Raw genomic sequence first — 16,991 nt, forward strand, 5'->3', positions numbered from 1 at the left:
TCAACGAAAATGGATGCGTTTAATCGACTTTGTTTTTGTAGTTAAATTTTTATTTTAATCTTTAACGCTAACAAATAGTTTCCCCAAAACTACCCGTTATTTTTACCTAAAATACTAATGCTTTCCATAAATCAAAAACCGGAAAAGCATTAATGAGTCAAACGTACATCATTATAGATGATGATAAAGAAAGTGTCCTAAAAACTCAGGCAATTGCCGAGCGTTTTAGGAACCTTAGCTTTGTTGGCTCTGCCAATTCCTATGATGATGGTGTGAATTTGATTTTGGAACACCAACCCAGCTTAGTTTTTCTTGAAATTGACCCAACAGACAAAAAGAGCAATCTTTCTTTAGCGCTGATTAATGAATTGTATCGTTATTTAAAAGTTGTTCCCAAAATCATCGTGACTACCGCCAAAAAAGATTTGGCTTATGATGCGTTGCAGTATGAGGTTATAGATTATTTGCTAAAGCCTCTGAATATAAATGATTTCAGAAAGGCTATTCTTAAATTTGACCGCGCTATAAAATCGTACTTACCTCATTTTGAAGAAAAAAATCCTGTAGCAACTTTTGAAGTTTTAGACGAAACGCTCACAGAAGATTTGGAAACAGAAACAGACGAAAATGATGTAGATGTAACAATTATTCCGGCATCTGAGAAACCAACGGCCGTAATAGGCACAGTTGTAGCGCAACAACCACAATCGTTAGTCATTTGTGTTAAATCGTATGGTGATTATCGTTATATAGATTCAGACGATGTGCTCTATTTTGAGGCAGATAACAACTCGACCGATATTCATCTGAACAATGGTGAAATGATTACCGCTTTCAAAACCCTAAAACATTTTGAAACTGTTTTGCCACCAACACAATTCCTGCGTATTCACAACAGCTACATTATAAATGTAAACCAGGTTTCGCGAATCCATACCGGAAACACAGTTTGCTATATTAAAAACTCTACAACCAAACTACCGTTCTCAAAATCTTATAAAGAGAACGTAGATTTAATCATCAGCAGAATCGCCGCAGGTAATTATTTGGAGATTTAGAAGAAAATTCGTAGGTTTACAGAAAAAATCAGATGGAAATCCAGGTTTTAATGGTCGATGATCATCCGCCTATCATTGAAGGGTATAGATCTATTCTAGCCTATAATTCCTTTGGTTATACATTAAACACTACTGCGGCTCATTCTTGTGAAGCAGCTTACAATACAATTTTTCAGGCAAAATTTCCTTTTGACATAGTTTTTTTAGACTTGACTTTACCGCCATATTTTGAAAAAAATCTTAATTCGGGTGATGATTTAATTCCTATTGTCAAAAGGCAGCATCCCAATGCTAAAATTGTGGTTCTGACTTCTCATAGCGAATCGATTGTTCTTTTTAAAATTATAAAAGAGCACAATCCTGAAGGATTATTGGTAAAAAGTGATTTCCAGTCGGATGAATTGATAAAAGCATTTGACATCGTTATAAAAGGAGGAACTTATTTTAGCGAAACAGTCACGAATCATCAAAAATCCTGGGGAGAAAGGAATAAGGTAATGGATAGCTATAACCGACAAATTCTCACTTTACTATCACAAGGAGTTAAAACTAAAAGTCTTCCCGATTTATTACATCTTTCTAAAAGTGCTATTGATAAAAGAAAAGCTATACTCAAGCAGCTTTTAGGAATAGACAAAGGGAATGATGAAGATATTCTTAAAGAAGCCAGGAAACAAGGACTGATTTAGAAGTATAAACTTCAGAAGGCACCATAATACTCTTAAGTGTTTGGTGCTTTTTTTGTTTTATAAAATGTACATTTTTAGTGTATCTAAAAATAAAATCAACAATTTACCTTTACTATATCAAAATCAAACAATAGTAATTTAACTTGGTTATTAGGTAGTTACATGTGGCTTACCACCATGCGGTGACACGATACAAAGAATGCTTTTCTAGTTTTTTGTAGAGAAAATAAAAACAGAAAAATACTGTTTATTTTAAAGGTTTGTTATTAAACGGTAGAATGACTAAACCAACCAAAAAAAAGCAGCCCTACCTTTATAATGTTTTGACGACACAAAGCAGAGCTGCAAATAATTAAAATTATATACAAATTTATGAAAAATTTATTATTTGGCTTAATCGCCACTGTTTTATTTGCATTTAATGGAAATGCACAAAAATTAACACAAGAAGATGTAAGATTACAATTGGCACAAGGGATGTCAGATTTTACAAGTTCTTTAAAACCAGCATTTGACAAAACCAGCAATGTTGAAGACTTTAAAAAAACAATTACGGGTCGTTGGTATTCTAAAATGCCAAAGGAAGGGAATGATTTATTAAATGCATCGTACAAATTACTCTCTAATAAAACGACTCAGGAAGAGATTTTAAAAAGTTATAATGGCAAAGAAATGGCAGTGGCGGCTCTATATGTTGACAATCTTTCAAAACAGGGAGTAAAAACAGATGGAAGCGAATTATTTGGCGGATCAACCGGAGATTTCAATCCATATTCAAATACGGTAACAGCTAAGTGTAGATGGTATCAGTTGAGTTGTTGGATTAAAGAAATTTTTGGAGAGCTAGGCGGTGAAACAATAATGCATGAAATTATAGTTATTTTGACTACTATAATTAAAAATATATAATGCAAAATAGGCACATATTATGTTATTTATAATATGTGCCTATTTCAAGTAATAAAACTAAAATTGGCTATAAAATGAAAAAGCAATTAATTATAATTATGTTATTTGTAATAACAGTTTCATGTACAACCATAAAACAAATTTCAAATCAAAAAATAGAGTCACGAACTGATTGTTCAAGTTATAATTTAGTTGACAATAAAATTTTATATAGTGCTAAAATTGATGGGGTTGAACAAATTTTTCATTTTGATACCGGTGCAAATATGTCGGTGTTAACAGATTCGACAATTACTGATTTAAGCCAAAAAAAAATTGGATCACTTGGTACAGCAAGGTTATCTAATGATAAAAAAGTAAAATTAAAAACCGTAACAGCTAAATTAGAATCGGAATTATTTTATAGTGAAAACAAAGTTTTCGCATATATAGAGGCTCCCAAAAGCAGATGTACTCCAAACATAGGGTTTAAAGGAATTTTAGGAATAGATGTTTTTTTTCAAAATGACAACCCTTTACATCTTGATTTTAATAATAGTAAAATTTGCAATATCTCTTTATCTAAAAAAGAAGAACTACTTAAAAATGGATATGCTGTGGTTAAATCAGAATGTGAATCAAAACAAATCTTTGTATATATAACAGTAGATACTCATGAGTATAAATTTAAATTAGATACAGGTTTTTTTGGATCATTAGTATTCCCTAGTTCGGATAAATCAAATTTTTCTAAATATAATTCCGTTTCTTTTGAAGGAAGTTTATTTAGAACCGCAGCAAACAAAACAGTTGGTGAGGATTCTATTTTTGAAAACGTTCCTATTTCTATTAGTAATTTAGAGTTAAGTACGAACATCATTGAGTCAAGTTCTTTAGGAGATAATTATCTTATGGGTTATGGTTTTCTAAAAGGATTTGATTGGATTATTGATTATAAAAACAATAAGATTTATATAAAAAGGAATTCCAATCAATTTACAACCAAGATTAGCAACGATATTTTTAATTATGTTGCATTTGACCAAAATGATAAACTTTTTGTTATTGCAAAACAAAAAAAGTTAACTAAATACAACCTTGGCGATCAAATTATTTCAGTTAATGAAAAACAAGTAACTACAGAAAACATTTGTGAAATTCAGGATTTATTGAATAAAACTCAAAATTGGGATTCATTGAAATTGGAAGTTATTCCAAAATCAAAATAAAATCTCCTCTCCTTATTTAGAGTGTAGCTATTAAACACTAAAACATAAACCAACCAAAATTAGACTTGCTTTTATAATGTTTTGACGACACAAAGCAGGATTGTATTAATTAAAATTATAACAAATATGAAAAATATATTATTTGGCGCAATAGCCATTGTGTTATTTGCATTTAATGGAAATGCGCAAGAGAAAAGCGACATAAATCATCATGTTGATTTTAAAAGCGCTTCTTTAATAACTTCATGTGAAAAAGAGATTACGGAATATAAATTTCTATCTCTTGAGGAATTAAATGAAGAAGCCGATCAAATTATTCGAGAATTTGGTTTTAGCAATTCTGAAAACACTAAGCAAAATACTTGTGAAGTGACAATTGAAATCAAAATAGAAGTCACTATTGGAGTTGCCAGAGGATTGATGTCGGGATTAATAATTACCCGTTGTGCCGATTCGGAAGCTGCGACAAAACGACTTAAAGCAATGTTACTTGCTGCAGTAATGGGTTAAATTGAAAACAGTAAAGTTATGAAACATAAAATTCTGTTTTTGTTGCTATTTATTAGTCAATCATTGTTTTCCCAAACGGATCTTAACAACGTCATCAAAGGAGGAGAACTTTTATTAAGTGGATTGTCGATATTGAAGATAAGTAAATCAGATGCCAAAAAAGACAATAAAGTAATTGAAAGTGTTTGTGTAAAAAACAAACTCAACGATAGGATTACTTTTAGAATTGTAGGCAAAAAAGATGATGGTGAGGATATTACAAAAGAACTCGTTATTCCTAAAGATGGTAAAGAATGTCTCTTTGTGCTACCCAAAGGTATTTATACTTACGAAATTTTACTGGTTAATAAAGAAATCTATAAAAAAGGAGAATATAAGTTTGAGGAAGAAGTGGTAATTACTGTGAAGGAAGAGTAAGTTGCCTATTATTATTTTAAATTTTATAAAATGTACACTTTTAGTGTACCAAAATATAAAAACAACGATTTACTTTTACAATATCAAAATGAAGAAAGATATATGATTACTGTTGATGAAAAATAAATTGCCAAACAACAGTAATTGATGAAAATATAAATGATTAAATTGTGGTAGAATTGGGTTTCGGTTTTTTTAAATCGGGACTCAATTCGTTTTTACTATATTGGCTTTATGAATAGACTACTCTCTTACTGGTTTATTATTTTGTTTGTGTCTTTATATGGTTGTACTCCTAAAACAGTTGATAAAGAATCTCAGGCGAAGAATGATTCTATTCAGAAATATCTTGATTTGGCTGAAAATGATACCTTGGATTCAAAACTTAGAAATAAATATAATGATAAAGCATTTTCATTTTTAGATTTAAGTAAGAACGATACAATAACTAGATTTTATTTGAGTTCGATTTCATATAACTATATGGATACAAAAGATTGGATTGATTATACTGAAAAAGCAAAAATTCATTTTGAAAAAAGTATTGCTGCAAATGACACGCTCAACTTGGCAAGAAATCAAAGATATAAAGCTAGTTACTTTAGAAAGAATAAAATTTATGACAGTGCTTTTTATTATTACATTAAAGCTGAGAAATTTTATAAAAAAACTAATGACAAGTATGGGTTAGCAAAGGTTTATCAGTATAAAAGCTCGATTCAATTTAATTGGGATGATTATTTAGGTGCAGATTTATCTGCAAAGAAAGCTTTTGATTATTTTAAAACAACAAATCATAGAGAAGAACAATTTCAATTATTATTATGTATTGGGAATTCAGCACATAATCTAAAAAATTATAAAAAAGCAATCAATTCTTTTAATTTAGCTATGACAATAGTTAAAAAATATAATCTAAAAAATAAAGGAATTGATCGAATTGGAACTTGTTTAAATAATATTGGAAATGCTTACAGAGAACAAAAGAAATATAATGAGGCAATACATTATTTTAATTTAGCACTTAAAGAAAAAGATTTAGAAAAAAGAGATCCTGTCTTGATTGGGTTTTTATTGAATAATTTATCTGATTGTAAATTACAACTAAAAGATTATTCTAAATTTCCTGATATGTTAATCAAATCTGTCTATTTACTTAATAGTAGTGATGAAGGAATTAAAGAATCTACGGTAAGTTACGTGTATCTTTCTAACTATTACTTTGCTATTAAGGATACTTTAAACGCGCAATTATATGCAGAAAAAGCATTAAAAATAGCCAAAAACTTTAAATCACCATATTACTATCTAACAGCTTTGAGTAATGCGGGAAGCGTTAATTACAAAAAAGCGCCTCAATATATCAAAGAGTATCATGAAAAAAATGACAGTTTACTTTTTATCGAACGAAATGCCAGAAATCAGTATTATAAAATTCAACTTGAAACTGATGAAATCTCGCAAGAGAAAGAAACCGCAATCAAACAAAAATGGACTCTAGGGACGATAGCAGCAATAGTTATTTTAATTATTATACTATTATTGATTATTACTAAACAGCGTTCCAGGCAAAAAGAGCTACAATTCCAGCAATCCCAACAAAAAGCAAATGAGGAAATTTATGATTTGATGCTAACCCAAAAAAGCAAAGAAGATCAGGCAAGGCAAAGTGAGAAAAAAAGAATTGCATTGGAGTTACATGACGGTGTCATGAACAGATTAGCCAGCACACGGCTCAATCTAAATATGTTATCACGCCAAAAAGATGAGGAAACAATAAACAAATGTTTAATTCATATAGAAGGGATTCATAAAATAGAACAGGAGATACGGAATATTGCTCACAATTTGAATGTAGAGATTTTTAGCCAAATGAATAGTTTTGCAACCCTGTTAAATGATTTTGTGATGACACAAAATACTGCAACTGTTTCACAGTATCTTCTGGAAACAGATTCAACCATAGACTGGAGTCACATTTCAAGTGGAATAAAAATGAATTTGTATCGAATCATTCAAGAAGCAAGCCATAATATTAACAAATATGCTCAAGCTAGTAATGTCCTTATTAGTTTAATTTTGGACGGAAACAATATTTGTCTTTCAATAACAGACAACGGAAATGGATTTGATACCGATGCTAACATGGAAGGGATTTGATTGAAAAATATAAAACAGCGCGTCGAATCCCTCAAAGGAAAGTTCGTCATTCAATCAAATAGCAAAAATACCTCTATAAATATTGCAATTCCATTTACTGCGCTATAGGTGCTTAATTATTTTAAATTTTTGGAATTTACGAGTAGGTTCTTCTTTACTTAATAATACAACCTATCTTAAATCTTTTATAAATTTTATACGCTGTAAATCTAAAAGTGTATAAATGATTTTCTTTACTCACATCATTCAATAAAGGCCATCCCCCCTGATTTTTTATTCACCACTTCAAAACGAAATCCGAGGAAGCCAATAATGATACGCTTTTTGGTGAAAAACCCAAAATTCTCCAAAACCATCCACCCTGATTTGGCTATCATCCACTATCAAACGGCATCATTCTACCATAAACACTACTATTCATAGGGATTAGCTAAGACATCCTCTTTAGTTTTACATCGTGAAAATGTCTCTCGCCTCAAATCGATTAAATGACATACACAACAAAAACGAATTAAAACATTAACAAAATAAAGTCTCAAATTATGAAAAAACTAGCAACAACAATCGGACTATTAGCCTTAATGCTTATTGTCACTTCATTCACAACTCCCACAATTGGGGGAAGAGGAGAAGTAGGAACAGGTGGTTATACTGACATCGGTGGAAGAGGAGAAGTAGGAACTGGCGGTTTTGATATCGGCGGAAGAGGAGAAGTGGGAACTGGTGGTTATACTAACCTTGGAGGAAGAGGTAGTGTAGGAACAGGAAATTAATTCCAATAGAAGAATTTTTTAATATATTTTTAAAGAAAAACTAGTGAAAATTTTCACTAGTTTTTTTTTATATATATTTGTTCGAAACATTTTTTTGCTTTGAGAAAAATTTATTTTTTATTATTCTTAACCGTCTTTTTATTTAATTGTAATAATCATGAAGATAAAACTTCAAAAGACAATTATATTCAAAGGGCAAAGATTTATTTAAAGAATATAAAGACTACCACTTCAGATGAAGAAGTGTTAAAACTAAACGACACCGCATATATAATTCTTACTAAAGCAAAAAATTCTTCTGATAAAAGAAATAATTTAAATCAAATAATAGATAATTATTTTGAATTAGGAGAATGGGATAAATACAAGAAGTCTTCTCAAAATTTACTTAAACTTTCTGAATTGTCAGCTGATAGTGTTCTTATAGCTAAATCTCATAGATGCCTTGGGAACTATTACTATAATGAAAACGTTCTTGACAGTTCGTTCTATCATTATCTTAAATCTGAAAAAATATACAAAAATAGTGATGATACTGACAGTTACGGGGTTGTTCTATTAAAGAAAGGAATTGTTCAACTAAATATTAATGATTTTTTGGGAGCGGATCTTTCGTTAAGGAAGGCCTATAGTATATTAAACAAGACAGAGGACTATCAAAGAATTTATGCGACTTTAAATAGTCTGGGCTCAGTTGCTTCAGAATTAAAAGAATATAGCAGAGCAATTTTTTATTATGAAAAAGCGCTTGCGACGATCAAAACCGGTAGACTTCAGTCAGGCGAGCACCAGGAAGCAAATTGTTTGAATAATCTTGGATTAGTTTATAGTGATTTAAAAGATTTTAAGAAAGCAATCTCCTCATATAAAAAAGCGCTGTCAAACAAAAAACTAAAACCTGAAAATCCGGAATTATATTCGATAATTATAGATAACCTGGCTTATTCTGAATTAAAATCGAACGTTCTTGATGAACTTCCTAATCTTTTTTACAACTCGCTTGAATTCAAAAATAACCTTAAAAACCAAAGCTCTAAAGTTGTAGTCTATATCCATTTATCTGAGTATTTTTCTCAGGTTAAAGATACTTTGAAGGCAATCCAGTTTTCAAAGTTAGCAGTAGAAGGTTCTAAAAAAGCAAATATTCCGATTTTCAGAATTGCTTCTTTAAAACAAGCTGCAAATGTTGACAAACAAAAGTCCGCGAAATATTCTGATGAATACATTCGAATCAGTGATAGTTTGCAAATTGCAGAAAGAAATTCAAAGGATCGATTTAGTAGAATTCAGTTTGAAACAAAGGAAATCAAACAAGCAAACAATGATCTTGCAGACAGAAACCGAAACCTGCTTTATATTTTTGTCATCACATTTATCGTAGTCGCATTGTTATTTGTAGTAAGAGCACAACGTGCAAGAACTCGCGAATTGTTGTTCAAACAGGCACAGCAAAAAGCAAATGAAGAAATTTTCAACCTGATGATGTCACAACAATCGATTATTGATGAAAGCCGAAACAAAGAAAAGAAACGTTTAGCACAAGATCTTCACGACGGTGTTTTAGGAAGAATGTTTGGCTTGCGTCTAAATCTGGATAGCTTGAATTCTAGCTTAGATGCAGATGCACCTCAAAAAAGGAATGAATTATTAAATGAGTTAAAAACCATTGAACAAGATATCCGTGAAATTTCACACGACTTGAATAGAGAGAAATTAGTTTTAATTAATAACTTTGTCTCCATAGTCCATAATTTATTAGAAGAGCAAAAATCTTCACATGAAGCCGAAGTAACTTATCATATTGACACGACTATTAATTGGGATAAAATCGGCAACGCTATTAAAATTAATATGTACCGTATTTTACAGGAAGGATTGCAAAACATTAATAAATATGCTAGTGCCAAAAATATTACTGTAGAAATTAGCGGAAATTCAGAAAATGTTTTTCTAAAAATACAAGACGACGGAATAGGTTTTGACGTCAACAAAAAAAGTAAAGGAATTGGAATGCAAAATATGATTTCCAGAACACACGATTGTGAAGGAATTATTGATATCAACTCTAAAAAAGACAATGGAACCAGCATTGTAATTACTATACCAACAGAAACAAAACAACTAATCGAAGAACAAGCATGACAAAATCAATGAACATATTAATAGTAGATGATCATCCTTTTATAATTCAAGCTTATAAAAATGCATTAGACAAATACAGCCAACAAGGATATGAGTTTGATGTTACCCAGGCGAACAGCTGTAAAACTGGATATGAAAGTATTGTTGACTCAAAGAAATCTTTTGATGTAGCTTTCTTTGATATCAGTATGCCCGAGTATCCCGAAAAAGGAATTTACTCAGGCGAAGATCTGGCATCTTTAATAAAAAAAGAAATGCCCGACTGCAAAGTGATACTATTAACAATGCATACCGAATTGCTTAAAATCAATAACATTATTAAAAATATTAATCCAAATGGGTTAGTTATCAAAAACGACTTGACTTTTGATGAATTGATTTTTGCTTTTGATAAAATCATTAATAACGAAAGCTACTACAGCCAAACAGTTATTAAATTAGTTGGACAAGCCCAATATAATAATATAGAATTGGATGCATTTGATAAACAAATTTTGTTTCACTTATCAAAAGGTGTAAAAACTAAAGATTTACCACAATATATTCCGCTTTCCCTTAGTGCGATTGAGAAACGCAAACTCAACATCAGAGAAATATTAGAAGTAAAAGGCGGAAGTGATATCGATTTAATCAATGAAGCAAAAACAAAAGGTGTCATTTAACGATTATGTGGGAAACCGTAACAACAGTTTTATACACATATTGTAACTTAGCTGCATGATTTTAGGGTTACCTGTAGACTAGAGTAGTAAATCTAAAAAAACTACTTTATTTACATGATTTAGGGGGAAAGCGGTACTTGAAAAAGTATCGCTTTTTTGTTTTTCAGAAATTATTCTTCATTCATTGCGTCCCAACCACGAGCTTTTAAAGGGATTTTAGTATTGGCTCTTGTAATCAAATGGATACCTTCACTTTCCTGTGTTAAATGCCCAATTACTGTAAAATTTGGATTCGCTTTTATTTTGTCAAAATCTTCTAATGCAATAGTGAACAATAATTCATAATCTTCGCCACCATTGATTGCAACAGTTGTACCGTCAATATTGAACTCTTCACAAACATTGATAAACTGCGGATCAACCGGAATTTTTTCTTCGTATAAATTGCAACCTACTTTAGATTGCTTGCAAATATGGATAATCTCAGAAGACAACCCATCCGAGATATCAATCATCGATGTTGGTTTTACTTCCAGTTTTGATAATAAATCTCTAATATCATGGCGTGCTTCAGGCCTTAATTGGCGTTCAATCAGATAAGTATAGTTGTCTAAATCAGGTTGATTGTTTGGATTTACCTGAAAAACCTGCTTTTCACGTTCCAAAACCTGTAATCCCATATAAGCCGAACCTAAATCTCCCGTTACTACCAATAAATCGCCATCTTTTGCGCCATCTCTATAAATAATATCTTCTGCATTTGCTTCACCAATAGCTGTAATCGAAATAATCAACCCTTTTTGGGACGAAGTTGTATCACCACCAATCACGTCTACATTATAAAATTTTGCAGCCAAAGCAATTCCATCAAATAATTCTTCCAAAGCTTCCAGTGGAAAACGATTGGAAACTGCCACCGAAACCGTGATTTGTGTTGGCATTGCATTCATGGCACAAATGTCAGAAACATTTACAACGACAGCTTTGTAACCCAAATGGCGCAAAGGCATATAAGACAAATCAAAATGCACACCTTCAATCAGTAAATCGGTAGAAACGATAACTTTTTTATCCTTAAAATCCAAAACGGCAGCATCATCTCCAATACTTTTTAAAGTCGACGGTTGTTTTACATCAAAGTTTTTTGTCAAATGGTCAATCAAACCAAATTCACCCAATTGAGAAAGTGAAGTTCGTTGTGGAGTTTTATCTTCTAGCATTTTTATAAGATTCTAAGGTGCAAAGATACTAAGGTTCTAAGGTTTATTCCAATAAAAAAACCGATTGCTTTTTTCAATCGGTTTTTCATTTATTATGCTGCCTTAGCACCTCAGTACTTTAGCGCCTTTTTTAGTCGTTCAATTTCAAAACAGCCATAAATGCTTCCTGCGGAATTTCTACATTTCCAACCAAACGCATTCTCTTTTTACCTTTTTTCTGTTTTTCCAATAATTTACGTTTACGTGAAATATCTCCACCATAACATTTGGCGGTAACATCTTTACGTAATGCTTTGATGGTTTCACGCGCAATAATTTTGGCCCCAATTGCAGCCTGGATTGGAATATCAAACTGTTGTCTCGGAATCAATTCACGCAATTTTTCGGTCATTTTCTTCCCAATATGGTAAGCGTTACTTTCATGAATCAATGCCGAAAGTGCATCCACCGGTTGAGAATTTAGTAAAACATCAAGTTTCACCAATTTAGAAGTTCGCATTCCAATTGGCGAATAATCAAATGATGCATACCCTTTAGAAACCGTTTTCAATCGGTCATAAAAATCGAATACAATTTCTGCCAAAGGCATGTCGAAATTCAATTCCACACGTTCCGTAGTCAAATACGTTTGATGGGTAATAACACCTCGTTTTTCGATACATAAACTCATTACGTTTCCAACAAAATCGGACTTAGTAATTATTGTAGCTTTAATGTATGGTTCTTCAACCCTGTCAAGTTTTGAAGGTTCCGGTAAATCAGATGGATTATTAACTACAAACGGAGTTTCAGGATCTTTTTTAGTATATGCCAAATAGGAAACGTTGGGAACCGTAGTAATTACAGTCATATCATATTCGCGTTCCAATCGTTCCTGAATAATTTCCAAATGCAGCATTCCTAAGAATCCACAACGGAAACCAAACCCTAAAGCAGCTGAACTTTCCGGAGCAAATACCAACGACGCATCGTTTAGTTGTAGTTTCTCCATCGAAGCACGCAGATCTTCGTAATCTTCTGTGTCTACAGGATAAATTCCGGCGAAAACCATTGGTTTTACATCCTCAAATCCCGTAATCATATTGGTTGTTGGCGTTTTAGCATCCGTTAAGGTATCACCAACTTTTACTTCTTTTGCTTCTTTAATTCCGGATATCAAATACCCAACATCACCAGTAGAAATCACATCTTTTGGCACTTGATTTAGTTTCAAAGTTCCAACTTCATCGGCAAAATATTCGTTGCCGGTTGCCATAAATTTAATTTTCTGACCTTTTCTGATTTCTCCATTTTTTACACGGAAAATAACTTCAATTCCACGAAACGGATTATAATGTGAATCAAAAATCAAGGCTTGTAAAGGTTCGTCTTTAACACCTTTTGGTGGTGGAATTTTTTCAATTATGGCAGCCAAAATATTTTCAACACCAAAACCAGTTTTTCCCGAAGCATGAATAATATCTTCTAATTTACAACCTAATAAATCGATAATATCGTCGCTAACTTCTTCCGGATTCGCACTTGGTAAATCCACTTTATTCAACACCGGAATTATTTCCAAGTCGTTTTCTAAAGCCAAATATAAATTCGAAATCGTTTGTGCCTGAATGCTTTGTGCTGCATCAACAATCAACAAAGCGCCTTCACAAGCAGCAATAGAACGAGAAACTTCATAAGAGAAATCCACATGTCCCGGAGTATCAATAAGGTTTAAGATATAATCTTCACCTTTATAGTTATATTCCATTTGGATAGCATGACTTTTTATGGTAATCCCACGTTCGCGCTCCAAGTCCATATTGTCAAGCAATTGGGCTTTTTCTTCACGAGCTGTAACTGTTTGCGTGGCACCTAATAATCGGTCAGCCAACGTACTTTTTCCGTGGTCAATGTGTGCAATTATGCAAAAATTTCTAATGTGCTTCATCTTCTGTATCTGTCAATTGCCGGGTAAAAGGCACCCCGCATTTAATCGGCAAATATAAGGCAAAGTTTTGATTAAAAGGAGGGCTTAGCAAAATTACGCTGAAAGCTATTTTTTATCAGTTTTTTTAGCATTCGGCTTAGGTTTAGCTGTTGATTTTTCAGTAGTTTTTGAAGTGGGTTTGGGAGTTTTTTTGACAGCTTTAGAAATAGGCTTTTCCTTAGGTTTTGGTTCAGGTTGTAGAATAACTTCTGCATCCGGTTTTGCAGTTTCCGGAAGGACCGCCACATCTCTTTCCTTTTCATGTAGTTCAACATATACAGCATAATCAGCAGGTTCTATTCGGGCTCCAAGATATTCAGCATAGACTCTTGTAAATTCGGCACCAAAATATAGTATAGCCGCAGTATAATAGACCCAAACCAAAATAACAATCAATGATCCGGCAGCGCCATAAGCAGATCCAGTACCACTATAATTAATATAGAGACCAATTAAATAGCGGCCTAACATAAAAAGACAGGCTGTAAAAAAAGCACCAGCTTTTACATCTTTCCATGCAATTTTGGCATCTGGCAAAACCTTGAAAATAACAGCAAAAAGCGTCATAATTACTGTAAAACTCAACAATACATTGGCTGTTTGAAAAATAATAAGTGTCACATCGGGGAAATAATTTTTCAACCATTCACTTAAAGCGAGCATAGCACCATTAACCATAAGTGAAACAATTAGTAAAAAACCAAGCACAACAATCAAAGAGGAAGAAAGTAAACGGTCTTGTAAAAATTTGATCCATCCTCGTTTTGGTTTTGCTTTTACTCTCCAGATGATATTGATGGAATCCTGAATTTCGCCAAAAATGCTCGTAGCACCAATTAATAAAACAATACTTCCAAAAATAATTGCAAGATTTGTTTGCCCGGAAAGTTCCATATTTGTGATAATATCTTGAATTTGAGCAGCAGCTTCATTTCCAATAAGCCCATTTATTTCGCCAAAAACCTGACCTTGAATTGCTTCGCGTCCAAAGAAAATGCTGGCTAACGAAATCATCAATAATAAAAGCGGAGCCAAAGAGAAGACAGTGTAATAGGAAAGCGATGCGCTAAATTTTAATCCACGGTCATCTAAAAAACTATTGAAAGTATCTTTAACTATTCTAAAAGCAGCATGCATTGTAATTTTCGTTTCCATTTTATTCTGTCATATGACCAATTTACAAAGCTATTTCATTAGAAATAAAAAAAATTATACGATTCTTTCATTTTGTTGTAAAATTTAATGGAAGTGTTATCGATTTCTACTTTATATAAAAAAGTGTAATTTTGCCAAAAATTAAAGCTATGCCAAAAATTGGCAATATCGAATTACCAGATTTTCCGTTATTACTTGCGCCTATGGAAGACGTGAGCGATCCACCATTTCGCAGGCTGTGCAAATTACATGGCGCTGATTTGATGTACTCTGAATTTATATCTTCAGAAGGATTGATTCGTGATGCTATGAAAAGCAAAATGAAGCTGGATATTTTCGATTATGAAAGACCGGTTGGAATCCAAATTTTTGGTGGTGATGAAGAAGCTATGGAAATGTCTTCCAGAATTGTTGATGCAGTTCAGCCTGACTTGGTTGATATTAATTTTGGCTGTCCGGTAAAAAAAGTAGTTTGCAAAGGTGCCGGTGCCGGAGTCTTGAAAGATGTTGATTTGATGGTGCGTTTGACAAAAGCTGTAATTAAAGGAACAAATCTTCCGGTCACCGTAAAAACACGTTTAGGCTGGGACGAAAGTTCTATCAATATTGACGAAGTTGCGGAACGTTTACAGGATATTGGCGTACAAGCCTTGACGGTTCACGCCAGAACCCGCGCTCAAATGTATAAAGGAAGCGCCGACTGGACGCATATTGCCCGTGTAAAAAACAACCCTAGAATTACGATGCCGATTTTCGGAAATGGTGATGTAGATTCTGTGGAAAAAGCACTGGAATACAAAAACAAATACGGTTTGGATGGTATGATGATTGGCCGCGCTGCGATTGGTTATCCGTGGATTTTTAATGAAATCAAACACTACTTTAAAACCGGAGAACATTTGGCACAACCAACAATGGCAGACCGAATCGAAGCTGCACGAAACCATTTAACCTGGTCAATGGATTGGAAAGGTGAACGCGTAGGAATTGTAGAAATGCGTCGTCATTATACAAATTACTTCAAAGGAATTTCTAATTTTAAGGAGCATCGATTAAAGTTAGTAACACTTGAATCTGCGGAAAGTTTATTCAAAGAATTGGATGAAATTGAGGCTATATATGCAGATTATCAATTTGTTTAAGAGCACCTACATATTTATTATTCTTTTATGCTTTGGTTTTTGCAACGCACAAACAGCTAAAACGATAAACAAAATAAAAAAAGACTATCAAAATTGCCTCGATAAAGGAGATAACATGAAGAAATGCTCTTATGGATATTTGCATAAATCAGACAGTTTACTGAACGTAGTTTACAATAAAGTCAAATTAAAACTGAATTCCACACAAAAAGCAAAACTCAAAAAAGAACAATTGGCTTGGCTCAAGAAAAGAGATGCTTATTTTGATAAAGTTATAAAAAGCACTTTAAATGGAGAAGAAGGACTAATAGGTGATGATTTAAGAATGGTAATTGCCGATAAAGAAGCTGATTTTGTTTTTGACAGGGTTGAAGAATTAATAAGAAGACTTTAATCCAGTAATTTTTTAGTCACACGACTGCTCGCAATCAAACTTGAAATAAAACCAAGTGCGACAATAGTTCCGAAAACAATCAACACATTTTGAATCGTAAAAACCACAGGATATGCCAAAGATTCGGTAATCATAACCAATTTAAAATGTTGTTGAATCAGCACAATAATTATTCCCAAAATCAATCCAAAAATCCCACCAAAAATAGTTAGTAAACTACCTTGAAGCAGGAATATTTTCTTCAAATCTTTGACTTCAGCACCTAAATTAAAGAGTGTTTTCAGATTACTTTTCTTGTCCAAAATCATCATAATTAAGGCTCCAATTAAATTGAATAATGCAATGATAATAACCAGTGTGAAAATAAGATAAACGGCGATATTCTCCGTATTCAACATCTTATATAATGTAGCATTGAGTTGTGCCCTGTTTTTTATTTCCACTTTATTCTGGAAAACAGCATTAAGTTTCTCAATAATTTGAGCCTCATTAGCATTAGGTTTTGTTTTAATTTCAATTGCTGAAATCTCATTTCGTTTGTATTCCAATAAATTCTGCGCCAGATTCAAATCGACAAAAACATATT

16 protein-coding genes are annotated in these 16,991 nt (G+C 32.5%); 12 read left to right on the forward strand and 4 right to left on the reverse strand.

From position 1 onward, the window contains the following. The first annotated feature begins 152 nt into the window (after positions 1 to 152). From ABIQ27_RS06385 to ABIQ27_RS06430, 10 genes are all read left to right on the forward strand, one after another. The gene (locus ABIQ27_RS06385; RefSeq protein WP_348032948.1) at positions 153 to 1,058 is read left to right on the forward strand and encodes a LytTR family DNA-binding domain-containing protein; all 906 of its coding nucleotides are present in this window, start codon (positions 153 to 155) and stop codon (positions 1,056 to 1,058) included. Between the two features lie 32 nt (positions 1,059 to 1,090). Next, positions 1,091 to 1,747 (forward strand): response regulator, encoded by a 657-nt coding sequence (locus ABIQ27_RS06390; protein ID WP_348032949.1) that lies wholly within the window; start codon positions 1,091 to 1,093, stop codon positions 1,745 to 1,747. Between the two features lie 372 nt (positions 1,748 to 2,119). Continuing rightward, positions 2,120 to 2,656 carry a hypothetical protein gene (locus ABIQ27_RS06395; RefSeq protein WP_348032950.1) on the forward strand — a complete coding sequence of 179 codons (537 nt, stop codon included), beginning with the start codon at positions 2,120 to 2,122 and terminating at the stop codon, positions 2,654 to 2,656. Positions 2,657 to 2,730: 74 nt separating this feature from the next. Further along, on the forward strand, positions 2,731 to 3,864 hold the full coding sequence (locus ABIQ27_RS06400) for a hypothetical protein (protein ID WP_348032951.1): 1,134 nt from the start codon (positions 2,731 to 2,733) through the stop codon (positions 3,862 to 3,864). Between the two features lie 126 nt (positions 3,865 to 3,990). Next, entirely contained in the window at positions 3,991 to 4,374 is a 384-nt protein-coding gene (locus ABIQ27_RS06405; RefSeq protein ID WP_348032952.1) for a hypothetical protein, read from the forward strand. An 18-nt stretch (positions 4,375 to 4,392) separates the two neighbouring features. After that, positions 4,393 to 4,791, forward strand: a complete 399-nt coding sequence (locus tag ABIQ27_RS06410) for a hypothetical protein (RefSeq protein ID WP_348032953.1) — start codon at positions 4,393 to 4,395, stop codon at positions 4,789 to 4,791. Positions 4,792 to 5,025: 234 nt separating this feature from the next. Further along, positions 5,026 to 6,951: a tetratricopeptide repeat protein gene (locus ABIQ27_RS06415; RefSeq protein WP_348032954.1), complete on the forward strand. Its 1,926-nt coding sequence runs from the start codon at positions 5,026 to 5,028 to the stop codon at positions 6,949 to 6,951. 542 nt (positions 6,952 to 7,493) lie between these two features. Then, positions 7,494 to 7,724, forward strand: a complete 231-nt coding sequence (locus ABIQ27_RS06420) for a hypothetical protein (protein ID WP_348032955.1) — start codon at positions 7,494 to 7,496, stop codon at positions 7,722 to 7,724. 99 nt (positions 7,725 to 7,823) lie between these two features. Further along, entirely contained in the window at positions 7,824 to 9,866 is a 2,043-nt protein-coding gene (locus tag ABIQ27_RS06425) for a tetratricopeptide repeat protein (protein ID WP_348032956.1), read from the forward strand. Between the two features lie 8 nt (positions 9,867 to 9,874). Continuing rightward, positions 9,875 to 10,528: a response regulator gene (locus tag ABIQ27_RS06430; RefSeq protein WP_348032957.1), complete on the forward strand. Its 654-nt coding sequence runs from the start codon at positions 9,875 to 9,877 to the stop codon at positions 10,526 to 10,528. 170 nt (positions 10,529 to 10,698) lie between these two features. On the opposite strand, the gene thiL is transcribed toward ABIQ27_RS06430, so the two are convergent. From thiL to ABIQ27_RS06445, 3 genes are all read right to left on the reverse strand, one after another. Next, positions 10,699 to 11,748, reverse strand: coding sequence for a thiamine-phosphate kinase (gene thiL / locus ABIQ27_RS06435; RefSeq protein ID WP_348032958.1), 1,050 nt, complete (start codon positions 11,746 to 11,748; stop codon positions 10,699 to 10,701). A 130-nt stretch (positions 11,749 to 11,878) separates the two neighbouring features. Further along, positions 11,879 to 13,675, reverse strand: coding sequence for a translation elongation factor 4 (lepA, locus tag ABIQ27_RS06440; protein WP_348032959.1), 1,797 nt, complete (start codon positions 13,673 to 13,675; stop codon positions 11,879 to 11,881). Positions 13,676 to 13,780: 105 nt separating this feature from the next. Then, entirely contained in the window at positions 13,781 to 14,869 is a 1,089-nt protein-coding gene (locus ABIQ27_RS06445) for a YhjD/YihY/BrkB family envelope integrity protein (RefSeq protein WP_348032960.1), read from the reverse strand. A gap of 149 nt (positions 14,870 to 15,018) precedes the next feature. Here ABIQ27_RS06445 and dusB point away from each other — a divergent pair, with 149 nt between their 5' ends. Together dusB and ABIQ27_RS06455 are read left to right on the forward strand one after the other, a co-directional pair. Further along, positions 15,019 to 16,011 (forward strand): tRNA dihydrouridine synthase DusB, encoded by a 993-nt coding sequence (dusB, locus tag ABIQ27_RS06450; RefSeq protein WP_348032961.1) that lies wholly within the window; start codon positions 15,019 to 15,021, stop codon positions 16,009 to 16,011. A 115-nt stretch (positions 16,012 to 16,126) separates the two neighbouring features. After that, on the forward strand, positions 16,127 to 16,405 hold the full coding sequence (locus ABIQ27_RS06455; protein WP_348032962.1) for a lysozyme inhibitor LprI family protein: 279 nt from the start codon (positions 16,127 to 16,129) through the stop codon (positions 16,403 to 16,405). Here ABIQ27_RS06455 and ABIQ27_RS06460 read toward each other — a convergent pair. After that, on the reverse strand, positions 16,402 to 16,991 hold a 590-nt coding region (locus ABIQ27_RS06460), incomplete at its 5' end, for an FtsX-like permease family protein (protein WP_348032963.1). The genes ABIQ27_RS06455 and ABIQ27_RS06460 overlap by 4 nt on opposite strands.

It is taken from the genome of Flavobacterium sp., from assembly GCF_039916025.1.
Lineage (GTDB): Bacteria > Bacteroidota > Bacteroidia > Flavobacteriales > Flavobacteriaceae > Flavobacterium.